Origin of the sequence: Parvibaculum sp., from assembly GCF_049671045.1 — a bacterium.
Classification (GTDB): Bacteria; Pseudomonadota; Alphaproteobacteria; order Parvibaculales; family Parvibaculaceae; genus Parvibaculum.
In genome coordinates this window covers 1-13,676 of the sequence record NZ_JBATUH010000005.1, presented here as the reverse complement: position 1 = coordinate 13,676, position 13,676 = coordinate 1, and the positions used below count along the sequence as shown (strand labels likewise).

The 13,676-nt window shown below is 65.1% G+C and carries 12 protein-coding genes; 6 read left to right on the top strand and 6 right to left on the bottom strand.

Translation table 11 applies throughout. The features are described from left to right. The 4 genes from WBG82_RS00395 to WBG82_RS00380 form a co-directional block, all read left to right on the top strand. The coding region (locus tag WBG82_RS00395; protein ID WP_424420042.1) for an ABC transporter permease at positions 1-1,185 on the top strand (1,185 nt) is incomplete at its 5' end. Between the two features lie 12 nt (positions 1,186-1,197). Beyond that, complete coding sequence (locus tag WBG82_RS00390) at positions 1,198-2,565, top strand: efflux transporter outer membrane subunit (protein ID WP_424420040.1); 1,368 nt, start codon at positions 1,198-1,200, stop codon at positions 2,563-2,565. Between the two features lie 85 nt (positions 2,566-2,650). Then, positions 2,651-3,676 (top strand): NADP-dependent oxidoreductase, encoded by a 1,026-nt coding sequence (locus WBG82_RS00385; RefSeq protein ID WP_424420038.1) that lies wholly within the window; start codon positions 2,651-2,653, stop codon positions 3,674-3,676. A gap of 66 nt (positions 3,677-3,742) precedes the next feature. After that, positions 3,743-4,753 (top strand): NADP-dependent oxidoreductase, encoded by a 1,011-nt coding sequence (locus tag WBG82_RS00380; protein ID WP_424420036.1) that lies wholly within the window; start codon positions 3,743-3,745, stop codon positions 4,751-4,753. Between the two features lie 57 nt (positions 4,754-4,810). Here WBG82_RS00380 and WBG82_RS00375 read toward each other — a convergent pair whose 3' ends face one another. From WBG82_RS00375 to WBG82_RS00360, 4 genes are all read right to left on the bottom strand, one after another. Beyond that, entirely contained in the window at positions 4,811-6,202 is a 1,392-nt protein-coding gene (locus WBG82_RS00375) for a class II 3-deoxy-7-phosphoheptulonate synthase (RefSeq protein WP_424420034.1), read from the bottom strand. 150 nt (positions 6,203-6,352) lie between these two features. After that, the gene (gor, locus tag WBG82_RS00370) at positions 6,353-7,741 is read right to left on the bottom strand and encodes a glutathione-disulfide reductase (RefSeq protein WP_424420032.1); all 1,389 of its coding nucleotides are present in this window, start codon (positions 7,739-7,741) and stop codon (positions 6,353-6,355) included. A 15-nt stretch (positions 7,742-7,756) separates the two neighbouring features. Next, positions 7,757-8,455, bottom strand: coding sequence for a ribose-5-phosphate isomerase RpiA (gene rpiA, locus WBG82_RS00365; protein WP_424420030.1), 699 nt, complete (start codon positions 8,453-8,455; stop codon positions 7,757-7,759). 4 nt (positions 8,456-8,459) lie between these two features. Next, entirely contained in the window at positions 8,460-9,920 is a 1,461-nt protein-coding gene (locus WBG82_RS00360; RefSeq protein WP_424420028.1) for an NAD-dependent succinate-semialdehyde dehydrogenase, read from the bottom strand. Between the two features lie 159 nt (positions 9,921-10,079). Between WBG82_RS00360 and WBG82_RS00355 the strand changes: the two genes are divergently transcribed. After that, positions 10,080-11,222 carry a M14 family metallopeptidase gene (locus WBG82_RS00355; RefSeq protein WP_424420026.1) on the top strand — a complete coding sequence of 381 codons (1,143 nt, stop codon included), beginning with the start codon at positions 10,080-10,082 and terminating at the stop codon, positions 11,220-11,222. On the opposite strand, the gene WBG82_RS00350 is transcribed toward WBG82_RS00355, so the two are convergent. Then, on the bottom strand, positions 11,223-11,684 hold the full coding sequence (locus tag WBG82_RS00350) for an N-acetyltransferase family protein (protein WP_424420024.1): 462 nt from the start codon (positions 11,682-11,684) through the stop codon (positions 11,223-11,225). Between the two features lie 198 nt (positions 11,685-11,882). Here WBG82_RS00350 and gph point away from each other — a divergent pair, with 198 nt between their 5' ends. After that, complete coding sequence (gene gph / locus WBG82_RS00345; RefSeq protein ID WP_424420022.1) at positions 11,883-12,572, top strand: phosphoglycolate phosphatase; 690 nt, start codon at positions 11,883-11,885, stop codon at positions 12,570-12,572. A gap of 4 nt (positions 12,573-12,576) precedes the next feature. Here gph and WBG82_RS00340 read toward each other — a convergent pair. Beyond that, positions 12,577-13,676 (bottom strand): DUF3047 domain-containing protein (locus WBG82_RS00340; protein WP_424420020.1); only part of this gene is annotated, 1,100 nt, incomplete at its 5' end.

The following is a 13,676-nucleotide window of genomic DNA, read 5'->3' as shown; positions in this document are numbered from 1 at the left end:
GATTTCGGCGAGGCGGTGCGCATGGCCTTCCGCTCGCTCAGGACCAACATCTTCCGCACGGCGCTCACGCTTCTCGGCGTCATCATCGGCGTCGGCGCGGTGGTCGCCATGCTCGCCATCGGCAACGGCTCGAAGCAGAACGTCATGGACCGCATCTCGGCCATGGGCACGAACCTTCTCATGGTTCGTCCCGGCGCGCCGGGCATGAGGCCGACCGGCGACATCGCAACGCTGATCCCGGACGATGCCGCGGCCATCAGCGCGCTTCCGAATGTCGAAGCCGCGGTGCCGGAGCGCACCACTGCCGTGACCGTGCGCTACGGCAATATCGACTATCGCACGCAAGTGACGGGCACATGGCCCGCCTACCCCATCGTACGCGACTGGAGCCTTGCGCGCGGCGGCTTCTTCACCCATGCCGATCTCGACGGCTATGCGCCCGTGATCGTGCTCGGCCAGACCATCGTGAACAATCTCTTCCCCGACGGGGAAAGCCCCATCGGCAAATACATACTCGTGCAGAACGTGCCCTTCGAGGTCATCGGCGTCATGGACACCAAGGGCGCATCGAGCTTCGGCAGCGATCAGGACGATGTCGCCTTCGTGCCGCTGTCGACGGGCTATATGCGCCTATTCGGCAAGCGCTATGTCTCGACTGTCTCGGTCAAGGCGATCGACGCGAACACCATCGACGAGACGGAAGCGAAGATCACCTCGCTCCTCATCTCGCGCCACCGGACGCAGGATTTTCAGGTTCGCAACACCGCCTCGATCCTCGAAACGGCCGAGGCGACGCAGAACACGCTGACCATCCTGCTCGGCTCCGTCGCCGCCATCTCGCTCATCGTCGGCGGCATCGGCGTCATGAACATCATGCTCGTCAGCGTCACCGAGCGGACGCGCGAGATCGGCATACGCATGGCCACGGGCGCGCGCCAGCTGGACATCATGCTCCAGTTCAACACCGAGGCGCTCGTCGTCTGCGGCGTCGGCGGCGTCATCGGCGTGATCGGCGGTCTCGCCACGGCGGCGATCACCCAGAGGTTCGGAATGCCCGTCGCCTACTCCCTCACCCCGCCATTGCTGGCATTTTCCTGCGCCTTCGCCACCGGCCTTCTCTTCGGCTATCTGCCGGCGCGAAAGGCGGCATCGCTCGATCCCGTGATTGCGCTTTCCACCGAATAAGGACCAACCGAGATGTTGAAAGCCCGGCGCCCGCTTGCCGCCTTCACCCTTCTGCTCATGCTCGGCGCCTGTTCGCTGGTGCCGGACTATGAGCGCCCGGATGCAGGCGTGCCTTCGGCCTTCACCGGGCCGCAGGCAAAGGGCGCAAGCGCGGAGATCAGTGCGGAATGGTGGCGGAGCTTCAACGACGAGGAGCTCCAGACGCTGATGAATGCGGCGCTGGCCAGCAATCTCGACATCGCCGCTGCCCTTCACCGCATCGAACAGGCGCAGGGACAATTGCGCGCGACGAACGCATCGCTCCTGCCGCAGGTGGACGCAAGCGGCAGCGCCTCTCTCGACAAGGGCGGAGCGCGGGGCAACGGCACGACGAAAAGCGCCTCCGGCTCGGTTTCGGTCAGCTATGCCGTCGATCTCTGGGGGAGCTACCGCGCCCAGAGCGCATCGAGCGAGGCAGCGCTGCGCGCCAGCATCTTCGACCGCGATGCGACGACGCTTCTCGTCCAGTCCTCGGTCGCCACGACCTATTTCAACATTCTGAGCCTGCGCGACCGTGTGGCCATCGCCCGGCAATCTCTCGCCGCCGCGCAGGAGACGCTGCGGCTCGTCGAGGCGCGTTACAAATACGGCACGGCCTCCGCGCTCGACCTCGCGCAGCAGCGCAACACGCTCGCCACCATCGAGGCGGGCATTCCGCCGCTCGAATCCCAGCTCGCGGCCAACGAACACGCGCTCGCCATCCTGCTCGGCCGCGCGCCGGAAGGCTTCGGTGTGCGGACTGCGGACACGAGCGCGCTCACCCTTCCGGCGATCGCGCCGGGGCAGCCCTCGACGCTTCTCGAGCGACGGCCCGACATTCGCCGCGCGGAGGCGCAGTTGCAGGCAGCCAATGCCGATATCGGCGCGGCGCGCGCGGCCTTCTTCCCCAGCCTCAATCTTTCGGCATCCAAGGGCATCGACTGGCTCGCCGGCGCCGGCTCCGCCACCGGCTCATCGCTTGCCGCCTCGCTTCTCGCGCCGATCTTTTCGGGCGGCACGCTCGAGGGAAATCTGGAATCGGCCAAGGCTCGCAAGGCGGAACTCGCGGCGAACTACCGCAAGACCGTGCTCACCTCGTTCGGCGAGGTTGAGGATGCACTGTCGGCGGCGGACGCCAATGAGAGGCGGCAGGCCTCGCTCGCCGTGGCGGCCAGCGAGGCGCGCCGGGCCTATGATCTCGCTCAGGCGAGCTACAAGGCCGGGGCGACGGACTTTCTCTCCGTGCTCGACGCCCAGAGAAGCTGGCTTTCGGCCCGCGACGCGCAGGCCCAGGCGCGTCTCAACCAGTTCACAGCCGCCGTCGATCTCTTCATCGCCCTGGGCGGCGGCTGGAAGTCCTGAACAGGGGCTGTTCGCGACTGACCTTCCAGACGCTGCGGAAAGTGTGTTTACTCTCTCCCAACGATAATTTTCAGGAGAGAAAACCATGTCCAATATCCAATCCAGGGAAATCCGCCTGAAGTCTCGCCCCGTCGGCATGCCGACAGCGGCGAATTTCGAGCGCGCCACGCGCGACGTCGCGCAACCCTCCGACGGCGAAGTGCTCGTCCGCAACATCTGGATGTCGGTCGATCCCTATATGCGCGGGCGCATGATGGACCGGGAAAGCTATGTGCCGCCCTTCCAGATCGGCGAGGCGTTGCAGGGCGGCGCCATCGGACAGGTCGTCGCCTCGAAGTCGCCCAAGCTCAATGTCGGCGACTATGTCCAGAGCATGTTCGGCTGGCGCGAATATGAGGTCGCGAAGGCGGAGACGTTCCAGAAGGTCGATCCCGCGCTCGGCCCCATCGAAGCCTATCTGGGCGTGCTCGGCATGCCGGGCATGACCGCCTATGCGGGCCTCATGCGGATCGGCGAACTCAAGGATGGCGACAATGTCTTCGTGTCGGCGGCGTCGGGCGCGGTCGGCTCCGTCGTTTGCCAGCTTGCCAAGGCGCATGGCTGCTATGTCGTCGGCTCGGCCGGATCGGACGAGAAGTGCCGCTGGCTCGAAGAAGTGGCCGGCATCGACAAGGCGATCAACTACAAGACCTGCGGCGATCTCGACAAGGCGGTCGGCGCGGCCTTTCCGAAGGGCATCGACGTCTATTTCGAGAATGTCGGCGGCAAGCATCTCGAAACGGCGATCAACCATATGCGGCCCTTCGGCCGCCTCGCGCTCTGCGGCATGATCGAGCAGTATAACGACACCGCGCCGCGCCCCGGCCCGTCGAACATCATCATGGCCGTCGGCAAGAGCCTGAAGCTCCAGGGCTTCATCGTCTCCAATCATTTCGACCTTCTGCCGGCCTTCTACACGGAGATGGCCGCGCTCATCAAAGCCGGCAAGATGAAGTGGCAGGAGACGGTCGAGAACGGCATCGAGAATGCGCCCAAGGCCTTCATGAACCTCTTTACCGGCGCCAACACCGGCAAGATGCTGGTGAAGATCGGGCCGGACAAGGCGGTCTGAGATCAGCACCCGTCATGCCCCGTTTCACGCGGGGCATGACGGCCACAGGGAATGGGGGGAGAAAACATGCCGACCAAAGCGCGCCGCTGGGTGCTCGCTTCGCGCCCGGAAGGAAAGCCGAGGCTCGAGAACTTCCGGCTGGAGGATTTCACCCTCCCCGATCCGGGCGATCACGAGCTTCTGATCCGCACGGAGTTTCATTCCGTCGATCCGGGCATGCGCTCGCGGCTTTCCGGCGCGAGCTACGCGGCGGCGCTCCCCCTCGGAGAGACGATCGACAGCGCCATGGTCGGCGTCGTCGAGATTTCCAACAACGAGAAGTTCAAGCCCGGCGACCGCGTGACCGGCGGCTTCGGCTGGGTGAGCCACGCACTATCCAATGGCCGCGGCATCCAGAAGCTCGATCCCGCGCTCTATCACGGCAAGCTCCGGCCGACCGCCGCGATCGGTGTTCTCGGCATTCCAGGTCTCACCGCCTATTTCGGCCTGCTCGACCTCGGCAAGCCGAGGGCGGGCGACACCGTGCTCGTCTCATCGGCCGCGGGGCCCGTCGGCGCCACGGCCGGGCAGATCGCCCGCATGAAGGGGTGCACCGTCATCGGCATCGCGGGCTCCGCCGCCAAATGCGACTATGTGAGCGGCCTCGGCTTCGACGGCACCATCAATTATCGCGGCACGACAAATCTGACGGAGGCCATTCGCGAGGCGTGCCCCTCTGGCGTCGACATCTATTTCGACAATGTGGGCGCGGAGACGCTTGACGCGGCCATCCTCAACATGAAGGAGCACGGCCGCATCGTCGTTTCGGGCCAGGTCGCGGAGTACAATCGCGCCGAGCCCGTCGGCATCCGCAACGTCACGCGCTTCATCACCCACCGCCTCAGGATGGAAGGGCTCGTGGTCTTCGACTATTTCAAGGGCTTCCGCGACGCGCAGGCCGAAATGGCCGGCTGGATCCACGAGGGAAAACTCACCTACACGGAAGATGTTTCCGAGGGGCTCGAAAATTCCGCCGCCGCCTTCATCGGCCTGTTCGACGGCGAAAATCTCGGGCGGCGGCTCATCAAGGCGAGCTGAGAATCAAGAGGCCCGGCGTTTCCACCGGGCCTTTTCATTTCTTGCCTTGACGGCGGATCACTTCGCGCCGACGGCCGCGAGTTGCTTCTTGCGCGCCGAAATACGCTCGCGCTTCAGCCCTTCCGCGATGAGGAAGGCAAGCTCGAGCGACTGGCTGGCATTGAGGCGCGGATCGCAATGGGTGTGGTAGCGGTCGCCGAGATCTGTCTCGGTGATCGCCTGCGCGCCGCCCAGACATTCGGTGACGTTCTGCCCCGTCATCTCGAAATGGACGCCGCCCGCATGCGTGCCTTCCGCGCTATGGACCGCCATGAAGGCCTGCACTTCCGCGAGAACGCGATCGACCGGCCGGGTCTTGTAGCCGTTCGACGCCTTGATCGTGTTGCCATGCATCGGATCGCAGGACCAGACGACCTTCTTGCCCTCGCGCGTGATCGCGCGAATGAGCGCCGGCAGGTGCTTTTCGACATTGTCCGCGCCGAAACGGCAGATGAGCGTCAGACGTCCCGGCTCGTTCTTCGGATTGAGAATGTCCGTCAGCCGGACGAGTTCCTCCGGATCGAGGGAGGGACCGCATTTAAGGCCGACCGGGTTCTTCACGCCGCGTAGGAACTCGACATGCGCGTGATCGGGCTGGCGCGTGCGGTCGCCGATCCAGAGCATATGCGCGGAGGTGTCGTACCAATCGCCTGTGGTCGAGTCGACGCGCGTCATGGCCTGCTCGTAGCCGAGCAGCAGCGCCTCGTGGCTCGTGTAGAAGTCGGTCGTGTGAAGCTGGGGCTGGCTCGCGCTGTCGATGCCGCAGGCGCGCATGAAGTCGAGCGCCTCGGTGATGCGGTTCGCAAGCTCTTCATAGCGCGCGCCTTCGGGGCTGTCGGAGACGAAGCCCAGATTCCAGCGATGCACGAATTCGAGGTCGGCATAGCCGCCCTTCGCGAAGGCGCGGATGAGGTTTAGCGTCGAAGCCGACTGCGAATAGGCGCGAAGCAGCCTCTCGGGATCGGGCACGCGCGCCTCGGGCGTGAACTCGATGCCATTGATATTGTCGCCGAGATAGGACGGCAGCGTCACATCGCCGATGGTCTCGGTCGGCGAGGATCGCGGCTTGGCGAACTGGCCGGCGATGCGGCCGACCTTCACCACGGGCGACGAGGCGGCGAAAGTCAGCGCCACCGCCATCTGCAGCAGCACGCGGAACGTGTCGCGAATATTGTCGGCGGAGAATTCGGCGAAGCTCTCGGCGCAGTCGCCGCCCTGGAGCAGAAAAGCACGGCCTTCGCACACTTCCGCCAGTTCGCGCTTCAGCTTTCTTGCCTCGCCTGCAAAAACGAGCGGCGGATAAGAGCGCAGCCGGCCCTCGACGGCCTTCAGGGCCGCCTCGTCCGGGTAAACGGGCAGATGCTTGGCCGGTTTCGACCGCCAGCTATCCGGTGACCAGTTTTCCGCCATGTTCGTCACTCCGAAACGCAAGAACGCGCGCCCGGCCCCCTTCGCCCGGCGCGTCGCCCGCTCTCCATATGGAGCCGCGGTTTATAGGCCACAAGGGCTCTAAATGGAAGTCTAACCCCTTGATGTGCCTCGAAACAGCGCGAAACGGAGTTAATCCGCGGCCTTGGCGGCGGCGGGCTGCCATTTTTCCCGGAGCGTCACCAGCTCCTCGGCGGCCGTCGGGTGAACGGCCACGGTGGCGTCGAACTGCTTCTTGGTGGCGCCCAGCGTCACCGCGATGCCGACCGTCTGGACAAGCTCGCCCGAGCCCGGCCCCATCATGTGAACGCCGAGCACGCGGTCCGTCCGCGCGTCCACGACGAGCTTCATGAAGGTCTTCTCGTCGCGGCCGGTCATGGTGTGCTTCATCGGGCGGAAGCTCGTCTTGTAGATGTCGACGGCCTCGAAGCGCTCGCGCGCCTCATGCTCGGTGAGCCCCACCGTGCCGATCTCGGGCTGGGAGAAAACGGCCGTCGGGATGATCGAATGATCGACGGCGGTCGGATTGCCGTTGAAGACCGTCTCGGCGAAAGCATGGCCCTCGCGTATGGCGATGGGCGTCAGCGCGACGCGGTCCGTGACGTCGCCCACCGCATAGATGTTGGGCACGCTCGTCTGCGAAAGCGCATCGACCTCGACCGCGCCATTCTTCTTCATCCGGACGCCCGCTTCCTCGAGGCCGAGCCCCTCCGAATTCGGCACGCGGCCTGTCGCATACATGATGAGGTCGGTTTCGATCACGGCGCCGTCGCGCATGGTCGCCAGATATTTGCCGCCCCTGCGCTCGATCGCGGCGATGTCCGTATGCGTGCGCAGATCGACGCCCTTCTTGCGTATCTCGACCATCAGGCCGTCGCGAATATCCTCGTCGAAGCCACGCAGGATCTTGTCCTGCCGGTAGGTGAGCATCGTCTCGACACCGAGCCCGTTGAAGATTCCCGCGAACTCGACCGCGATGTAGCCGCCGCCGACAATGATCATGCGCCTGGGAAGCTCTTCCAGATGGAAGGCCTCGTTCGAGGTGATGGCGTGCTCGATGCCGGGCACGGTATGCGGCTTGAAGGGTGTCGCGCCCGTGGCGACGAGGATCTTGTCCGCCGTCACATCGCGCCGCTCGCCGACGAGATGCACCGTGTGCGCATCCTTCATGACCGCGCGCGAGGCGATGATCTCGACGCCGGAGCGTTCGAGATTGCGGATATAGATGCCGTTCAGCCGATCTATTTCCTTGTCCTTGTTCGCGATCAGCGTCTTCCAGTCGAAGCTGGCGGGCTCCACCGTCCACCCATAGCCCGCCGCGTCCTCGAACTCTTCGGAAAAATGGCTCGCATAGACGAAGAGCTTTTTCGGCACGCAGCCGCGAATGACGCAGGTTCCTCCGACGCGATATTCCTCCGCCACAGCGACCCTTGCGCCGTAATTCGCGGCAATGCGGCTCGCCCGCACGCCGCCCGAACCGGCACCGATCACAAAGAGGTCGTAGTCGTATTTCCGCGTCATGAGGCGCTCCGCAAATTATCCGGCTTCTATCATATCGACACCGGATGCGGTTCCCACAAGGGCCGCCGTGGCGATACCTATGAACAATCCCGTTTCGACGACGCCGGGAATGAGGTTCAGTTCGCGGGCAAGACCGTCAGGGTCCGGAATGGAGCCGAAGGCGCAATCGAAGATGAAGTTGTTGGAATCCGTGAAGAACGGCACACCATAGCTGTCCGTGCGGCGAACGATCCTGCCGTGGCAGTCATAGGCGCTGGCGACCTCCGCGATGCGACGCGATGTCGCCACGGCGCCGAAGGGAATGACCTCTATCGGCAGCGGAAAGGCGCCGAGCGTCGCAACGCGCTTGGAGGCATCGGCGATCACGATCATGCGGTCGGAGGCCGTTGCCACGATCTTCTCGCGCAGCAGCGCGCCGCCACCGCCCTTGATGAGCCGGAGAGCGCCGTCGAATTCGTCGGCCCCATCGATGGTGAGATCGAGATGCGGCGTATCGTCGAGATTAGTCAGCGGGATGCCGAGTTCCCCGGCGAGTTTCGCCGTGCGCTCCGAGGTCGGCACGCCGATCACCGAGAGCCCCTCGCGCACTCTGTCGGCCAGTACACGGACGAATTCCTCCGCCGTGGAGCCCGTGCCGATCCCGAGTTTCATTCCATCTTCGACGAAATCGAGCGCGCGTACCGCCGCCGCCTTCTTCTGTTCAACAGGTGTCACGTCTTCAAAGCCCCGCCATAGCGACATATTTCACTTCAAGGAATTCCTCGATGCCCCACGGTCCGCCTTCGCGGCCGATGCCGGATTCCTTGTAGCCCCCAAATGGCGCGACCTCGGTGGAGATGAGGCCGGCATTGACGCCGACGAGCCCTGCTTCGAGCGCCTGCGCAACGCGCCACACGCGACCGATGTCGCGCGAATAGAAATAGGAGGCAAGGCCGAAAGGCGTGTCATTGGCGAGCGCGATCGCCTCCTCCTCCGTCCTGAAGCGGAAGACCGGCGCGACAGGGCCGAAAGTTTCCTCATGCGCGAGCTTCATGTCGGGCTTCGCGTCGGCGATGACGGTTGGCTCGTAGAAGGAATGGCCAAGCGCGCTGCGCCTGCCGCCCACGACCACGCGCCCGCCCTTCGCCACCGCATCGGCCACATGCTCCTCGGCCTTCTCGACCGCGGCCATATCGATGAGCGGGCCCTGCGTCACGCCTTCCTCGAAGCCGTTGCCCTGCTTCATGCTCTTCACCTTCGCGGCGAGCTTCGAGACGAAGGCGTCGTAAATTCCATCCTGCACGAGGAAGCGATTGGTGCAGATGCAGGTCTGGCCGGTGTTGCGATACTTGGACCCGACCGCGCCCTCGACCGCCGCGTCGACATCGGCATCGTCGAAGACGATGAAAGGCGCATTGCCGCCAAGCTCCAGCGAAACCTTCTTCACCGTCGATGCGGCCTGCTCCATGAGCTTCTTGCCGATCTCGGTCGAGCCGGTGAAGGTGATCTTGCGCACGATGTCACTCGTCGTCATCTCGGTGCCGATCTCGCCGGCCTTGCCGGTGACGACGCTGAAGATGCCCTTGGGAAACCCCGCCCGTTCGCCAAGCTCGGCAAGCGCGAGCGCGGAAAGCGGCGTCTGCGAGGCGGGCTTCACCACCATGGCGCAGCCCGCGGCGAGCGCCGGACCGGCCTTGCGCGTGATCATGGCGGAGGGAAAGTTCCACGGCGTGATCGCCGCGCAAACGCCAATCGGCTGCTTCAGCACGACGATCTGGCGGTCGGCCGACGGGGCGGGAACGATGGCGCCATAAACGCGCTTCGCCTCCTCGGCGTAGAATTCGATGAAGGACGCGGCATAGGCGATCTCGCCTTTCGCCTCGGCGAGCGGCTTGCCCTGCTCCGCCGTCAGGATCGCGCCCAGATCGTCCTGGTTCGCCATCATCAGATCAAACCAGCGGCGCAATATGGCGGCGCGGTCCTTCGCGGGGCGGCGGGCCCATTCCTTCTGCGCCCGCTCGGCAGCCTCGATGGCGACGCGCGTTTCCTTCGCGCCGAGCGAGGGAACGGTCGCGATCACCTCGTCGCTCGAAGGATCGGTGACCTTGATTTGCGGCGCGCCCTCGCCCACCCATTGCCCGTCGATGTAGCAAAGCGTTTTTAGGAGATTCTGGTCTTTCAGTCGCGCGGCAAGCTTCATGGGAAAGCACTCCTTGGCAGACTTCTTGCGCTGAGACAGGTGTCTGGCCCAAACTGGCGTCAAGGCTGGAACAGGCTTCCTTCTAGTTACCACTCGCCGCGATATGCGAAAAGAGGCGGCCGCCAGAGGCCGGACAATTCCCGAGGGCCGCGAATTTCCATGGAAGCCGGAAAATTCTTTTCCGAGACCTATGACGAAGCCCGGGCCCGCTTTCTCGAAGCCGCGGCGATGGCGGGCGCGCGGCTCGCCGCATATGAAAACCCGATGGCGAAAGGGCCCGGCGGCACGAAGCTTTTCCTCGATACGGCCTGGTTCGGGCCGGAGGATGCCGACACGGTTCTGCTGAACATATGCGGCACCCATGGCGCGGAAGGCTTTGCGGGATCAGCGGCACAACTCGCCTGGATAGCAAGCTGCGGACCGCACGACCTACCGCATGGAGCGGCGGCGCTCCTCGTTCACGCGGTCAATCCATTCGGCTTTGCCTGGGGCCTGCGCGGAACCGAGAACAATGTCGATCTCAACCGCAATTTTCTCGATCATGGCGAGCCCCACCCGGAAAACCCGCTTTATGAAGAGATTCACCGTTTTCTCTGCCCGAAATCGCTCGATGCGGCTTCGATCCAGAGAATGCTCGTAGCGGGGGCGCGCTTCGTCGGCAAGCATGGGCAATGGTCGCTCGAGGATGCGGTGAGCCGCGGCCAATACACGCATCCCGACGGCTATCACTATGGCGGCCTCGCGCCCGAATGGTCGAACGTCACGCTGCGCGACATCGTGAAGCGCGATCTCGCGCAGGCGCGGCGCGTCGCCTTCATCGACTGGCATTCGGGACCGGCGGGCGACGGCGAACTCATCCACCTCTGTTTTTCCAATCCCGCGAGCCCCGAATTCGCCCGCGCGGCTCATTGGTGGGGCGAAGACGCGCTCGATCCCACCACGGTCAATGCCATGTGGGGATCGAAGCGGCCGTCTCGCCGCGGCATCATGTTCTGGGGCCTCGAAGAGCAGCTCGCGCCGCGCGCCCGCCTCACCGGCGCGGTCATCGAGTTCCGCTCCGCGCGTCACAAGCCGAACCCGGCGCAGGCACTGCGCGCCTCGCTGCTCGAGCGCTGGCTGCGCTTCGAAGGCGGGCTCGACGCGCCGGAGGCTCGGGCCTATCTGGACGAGATCCGCGAGGACTATGCGCCGCGCCGCAGGTCCTGGCAGTACAATGTCATTGGCAATGCGCTTTCGTGCTATCGCGCGACGATAGAGGGCATGGGGTCGTGGATGGGCGAGCGCGCCCGGGCGGCGGACTGATCAGTCGAGCGCGAAGTCGTAGCGCACTTCCATGAGGCGCGGATAACGCGCATAGCCGACGGGCCGGCGCGCCGTCAGCCGCCCGTTCATATGCTCATAGAAGCAGCGGGCCGGCGCATTCTCTTCCAGAACCCAGAGATGCGCCCGCGCATGGCCGAGACATGCGACCTCGTCGAAAGCGCGAAGCAGCAGCTCGCGGCCGACCCCCTGTCCCCAATCCGCCTGCCGCACGTAAAGCGTCGTCACCTCATCCGCCCTTGCATGAGCGAAGCCGACCGGCATGCCCGCCTGCTCCGCGAGCCAGGCGATGCCGGTGCGGAGAGCGTGCGTCCATTCGGCTGTCGAACGGCCGATATCGAGCCCGTCGAGAATGGGTTGCGGAAGGATGCCCGGATAGGCTTCGCGCCAACAGGCGACCTTGAGCCGCGCAATCAGGGGTTCATCCTGTTCGGGCCAGGCCATGCGCAACTGATATCGCGTCAGGACGCTCATAGACGAAGTATGGCTGAAAGGCCGATCGAAGCCGATTGAAAAATGTTTCATGCAGGCTGCGTCCTCGAGGAGACTTGCCAGCACGCCCCCCCCCGTGCGAGACAGACCCGGGCGGCCATGCCTCGCGCAGGGCGCCCTTCCAGCCGGTTGCCCTACTCACGGATCGTCATGTCTCGCCCCACGGTTCTTTTCGATCTCGACGGAACGCTCGCCGATACGGCGGCCGATCTTTGCGAAACGATGAACGTCGTTCTGGCGCGTCACGGCCGCAGGCGCGTCCCTGAAGCCCGCGTGCGCCATCTCGTCGGCGGCGGCGCGCGGCTCTTGATGGAGCGCGGCTTCCGCGAGACGGGCGAGCCCGCGAGCGAAGCGCTCATCGACCAGGCCTTCGACGAATTCATCGCCTATTACGGCGAGCATATCGCCGATCACACCGTGCTCTGGCCGGGTATGGAAGACACGCTGAAGCGTCTCGACGATGCGGGCGCGCTTCTCGCCGTCTGCACCAACAAGGCCGAGCACCTGTCGCGCCAGCTTCTGGAAAAGCTCACCATCGACCGCTACTTCCCCGTCGTCATCGGCGGCGACACCCTGCCGGTGAAGAAGCCGGACCCCGAACACCTCTTCGAGGCGGTTCGCCTTCTCGGCGGCGACCGGGGCGCGGCCGTCATGGTCGGCGACAGCGAGGCCGATATCGGCGCGGCGAAGAATGCGCGCATGCCGTCGATCTGCGTGAGCTTCGGCTATACGCGCGTGCCGGTGAGCGAGCTTGGCGCCGACATCGTCATCGACCATTTCGACGAGTTTCCCCGCGCGCTGGCCACGCTGATGCCTTCGCATTTCGGCGACTGGAGCTAGGCGGCTAGATAACCTTCAGCACCCGCTCGCCGTCGACAAGCTCGATATCGGCATATTCGCAGATGCCCTCGCCGCGCTGAAAAACGCTGACGGCGATGAGCCACACACGGACGATCCGCCCGGGCGGCGTGCCGACGGCGCGGGCGTAATCCGCCTTCACGGGCCGCGCCTCGGAGAGCCAGCGCCCGAGATCGGACTTCCTGGAGCGCAGCACCCAATGCGTCTCGACCTGATCCCAATAGGGTAGCGGGCAGCGGAAGATCGTGCCCTCCGCGAGCGAACTCGACCACATATAGGTGAGGTCCTGCCCGTTCTCGAACTCGACCGCGATCGAGAGATAATCATGCGTCGGCTGAATATCCTCCGGCAGGTCGCAAGGTAGCCGGTCCGTCTTCCAGCGCCAGCGAAGCTCGGTCGTGTCGGTCAGGGGAAAGTCGACCGGAAACTGGAGGATGCCGACATCCTCATTCGTGTGGCAGCAGATGCGATGCGCCTCGGCGTCCTTCACCTCGCGGTAGATGTCGCCCTCGCCGAGCCGCCAGAGATAGCGCCAGCCCTCGGGCGGCCGCACCGGATTGCGCGCGCGTTCGAGCGCCTCCGTGACGAGCCCTTCATGGTCGCCCACCCGCGCCAGCGCCTCCAGCCCCTTGAGAGCGCCGTTCTTCCAGACGATGAGGCAGACATCGAGCGCGCCCGAAAGCCCGGCACGCGGAAAGGCGGGATCGAAGCGGCCCTGCTCATCGGCCCATTCGCCGGGCGGCTTCGCCACGACATAGAGGGGACCACCTTCCTCCATGCGCAGGCTCGCCGCCGCGCCCTGCGTCTTGCGGATCGAGCCCTTCCCGCCCGCGCGAAGCCAGATGCCGATACGCGGCCCGAAGCGCATGTCGAGCGCCTTCGAGGCCCAGAGAGTGCCCGCCGCTATCGCCGTCACCTCCTCGCCAGGCGCGACCTCGAATCCCGTCTCGGCCCAGCCCTGTTCATCCGGCTTGAGCGAAAGGAACCGGAACTCCCTGATTTCGGCCGAGGCCTCCGGCGCCGCCGCGAGCTTGCGCATGGCCTGCGCGAATGCCGGACCGCCCTCGGGGCCCCCCGGCGCCGGGC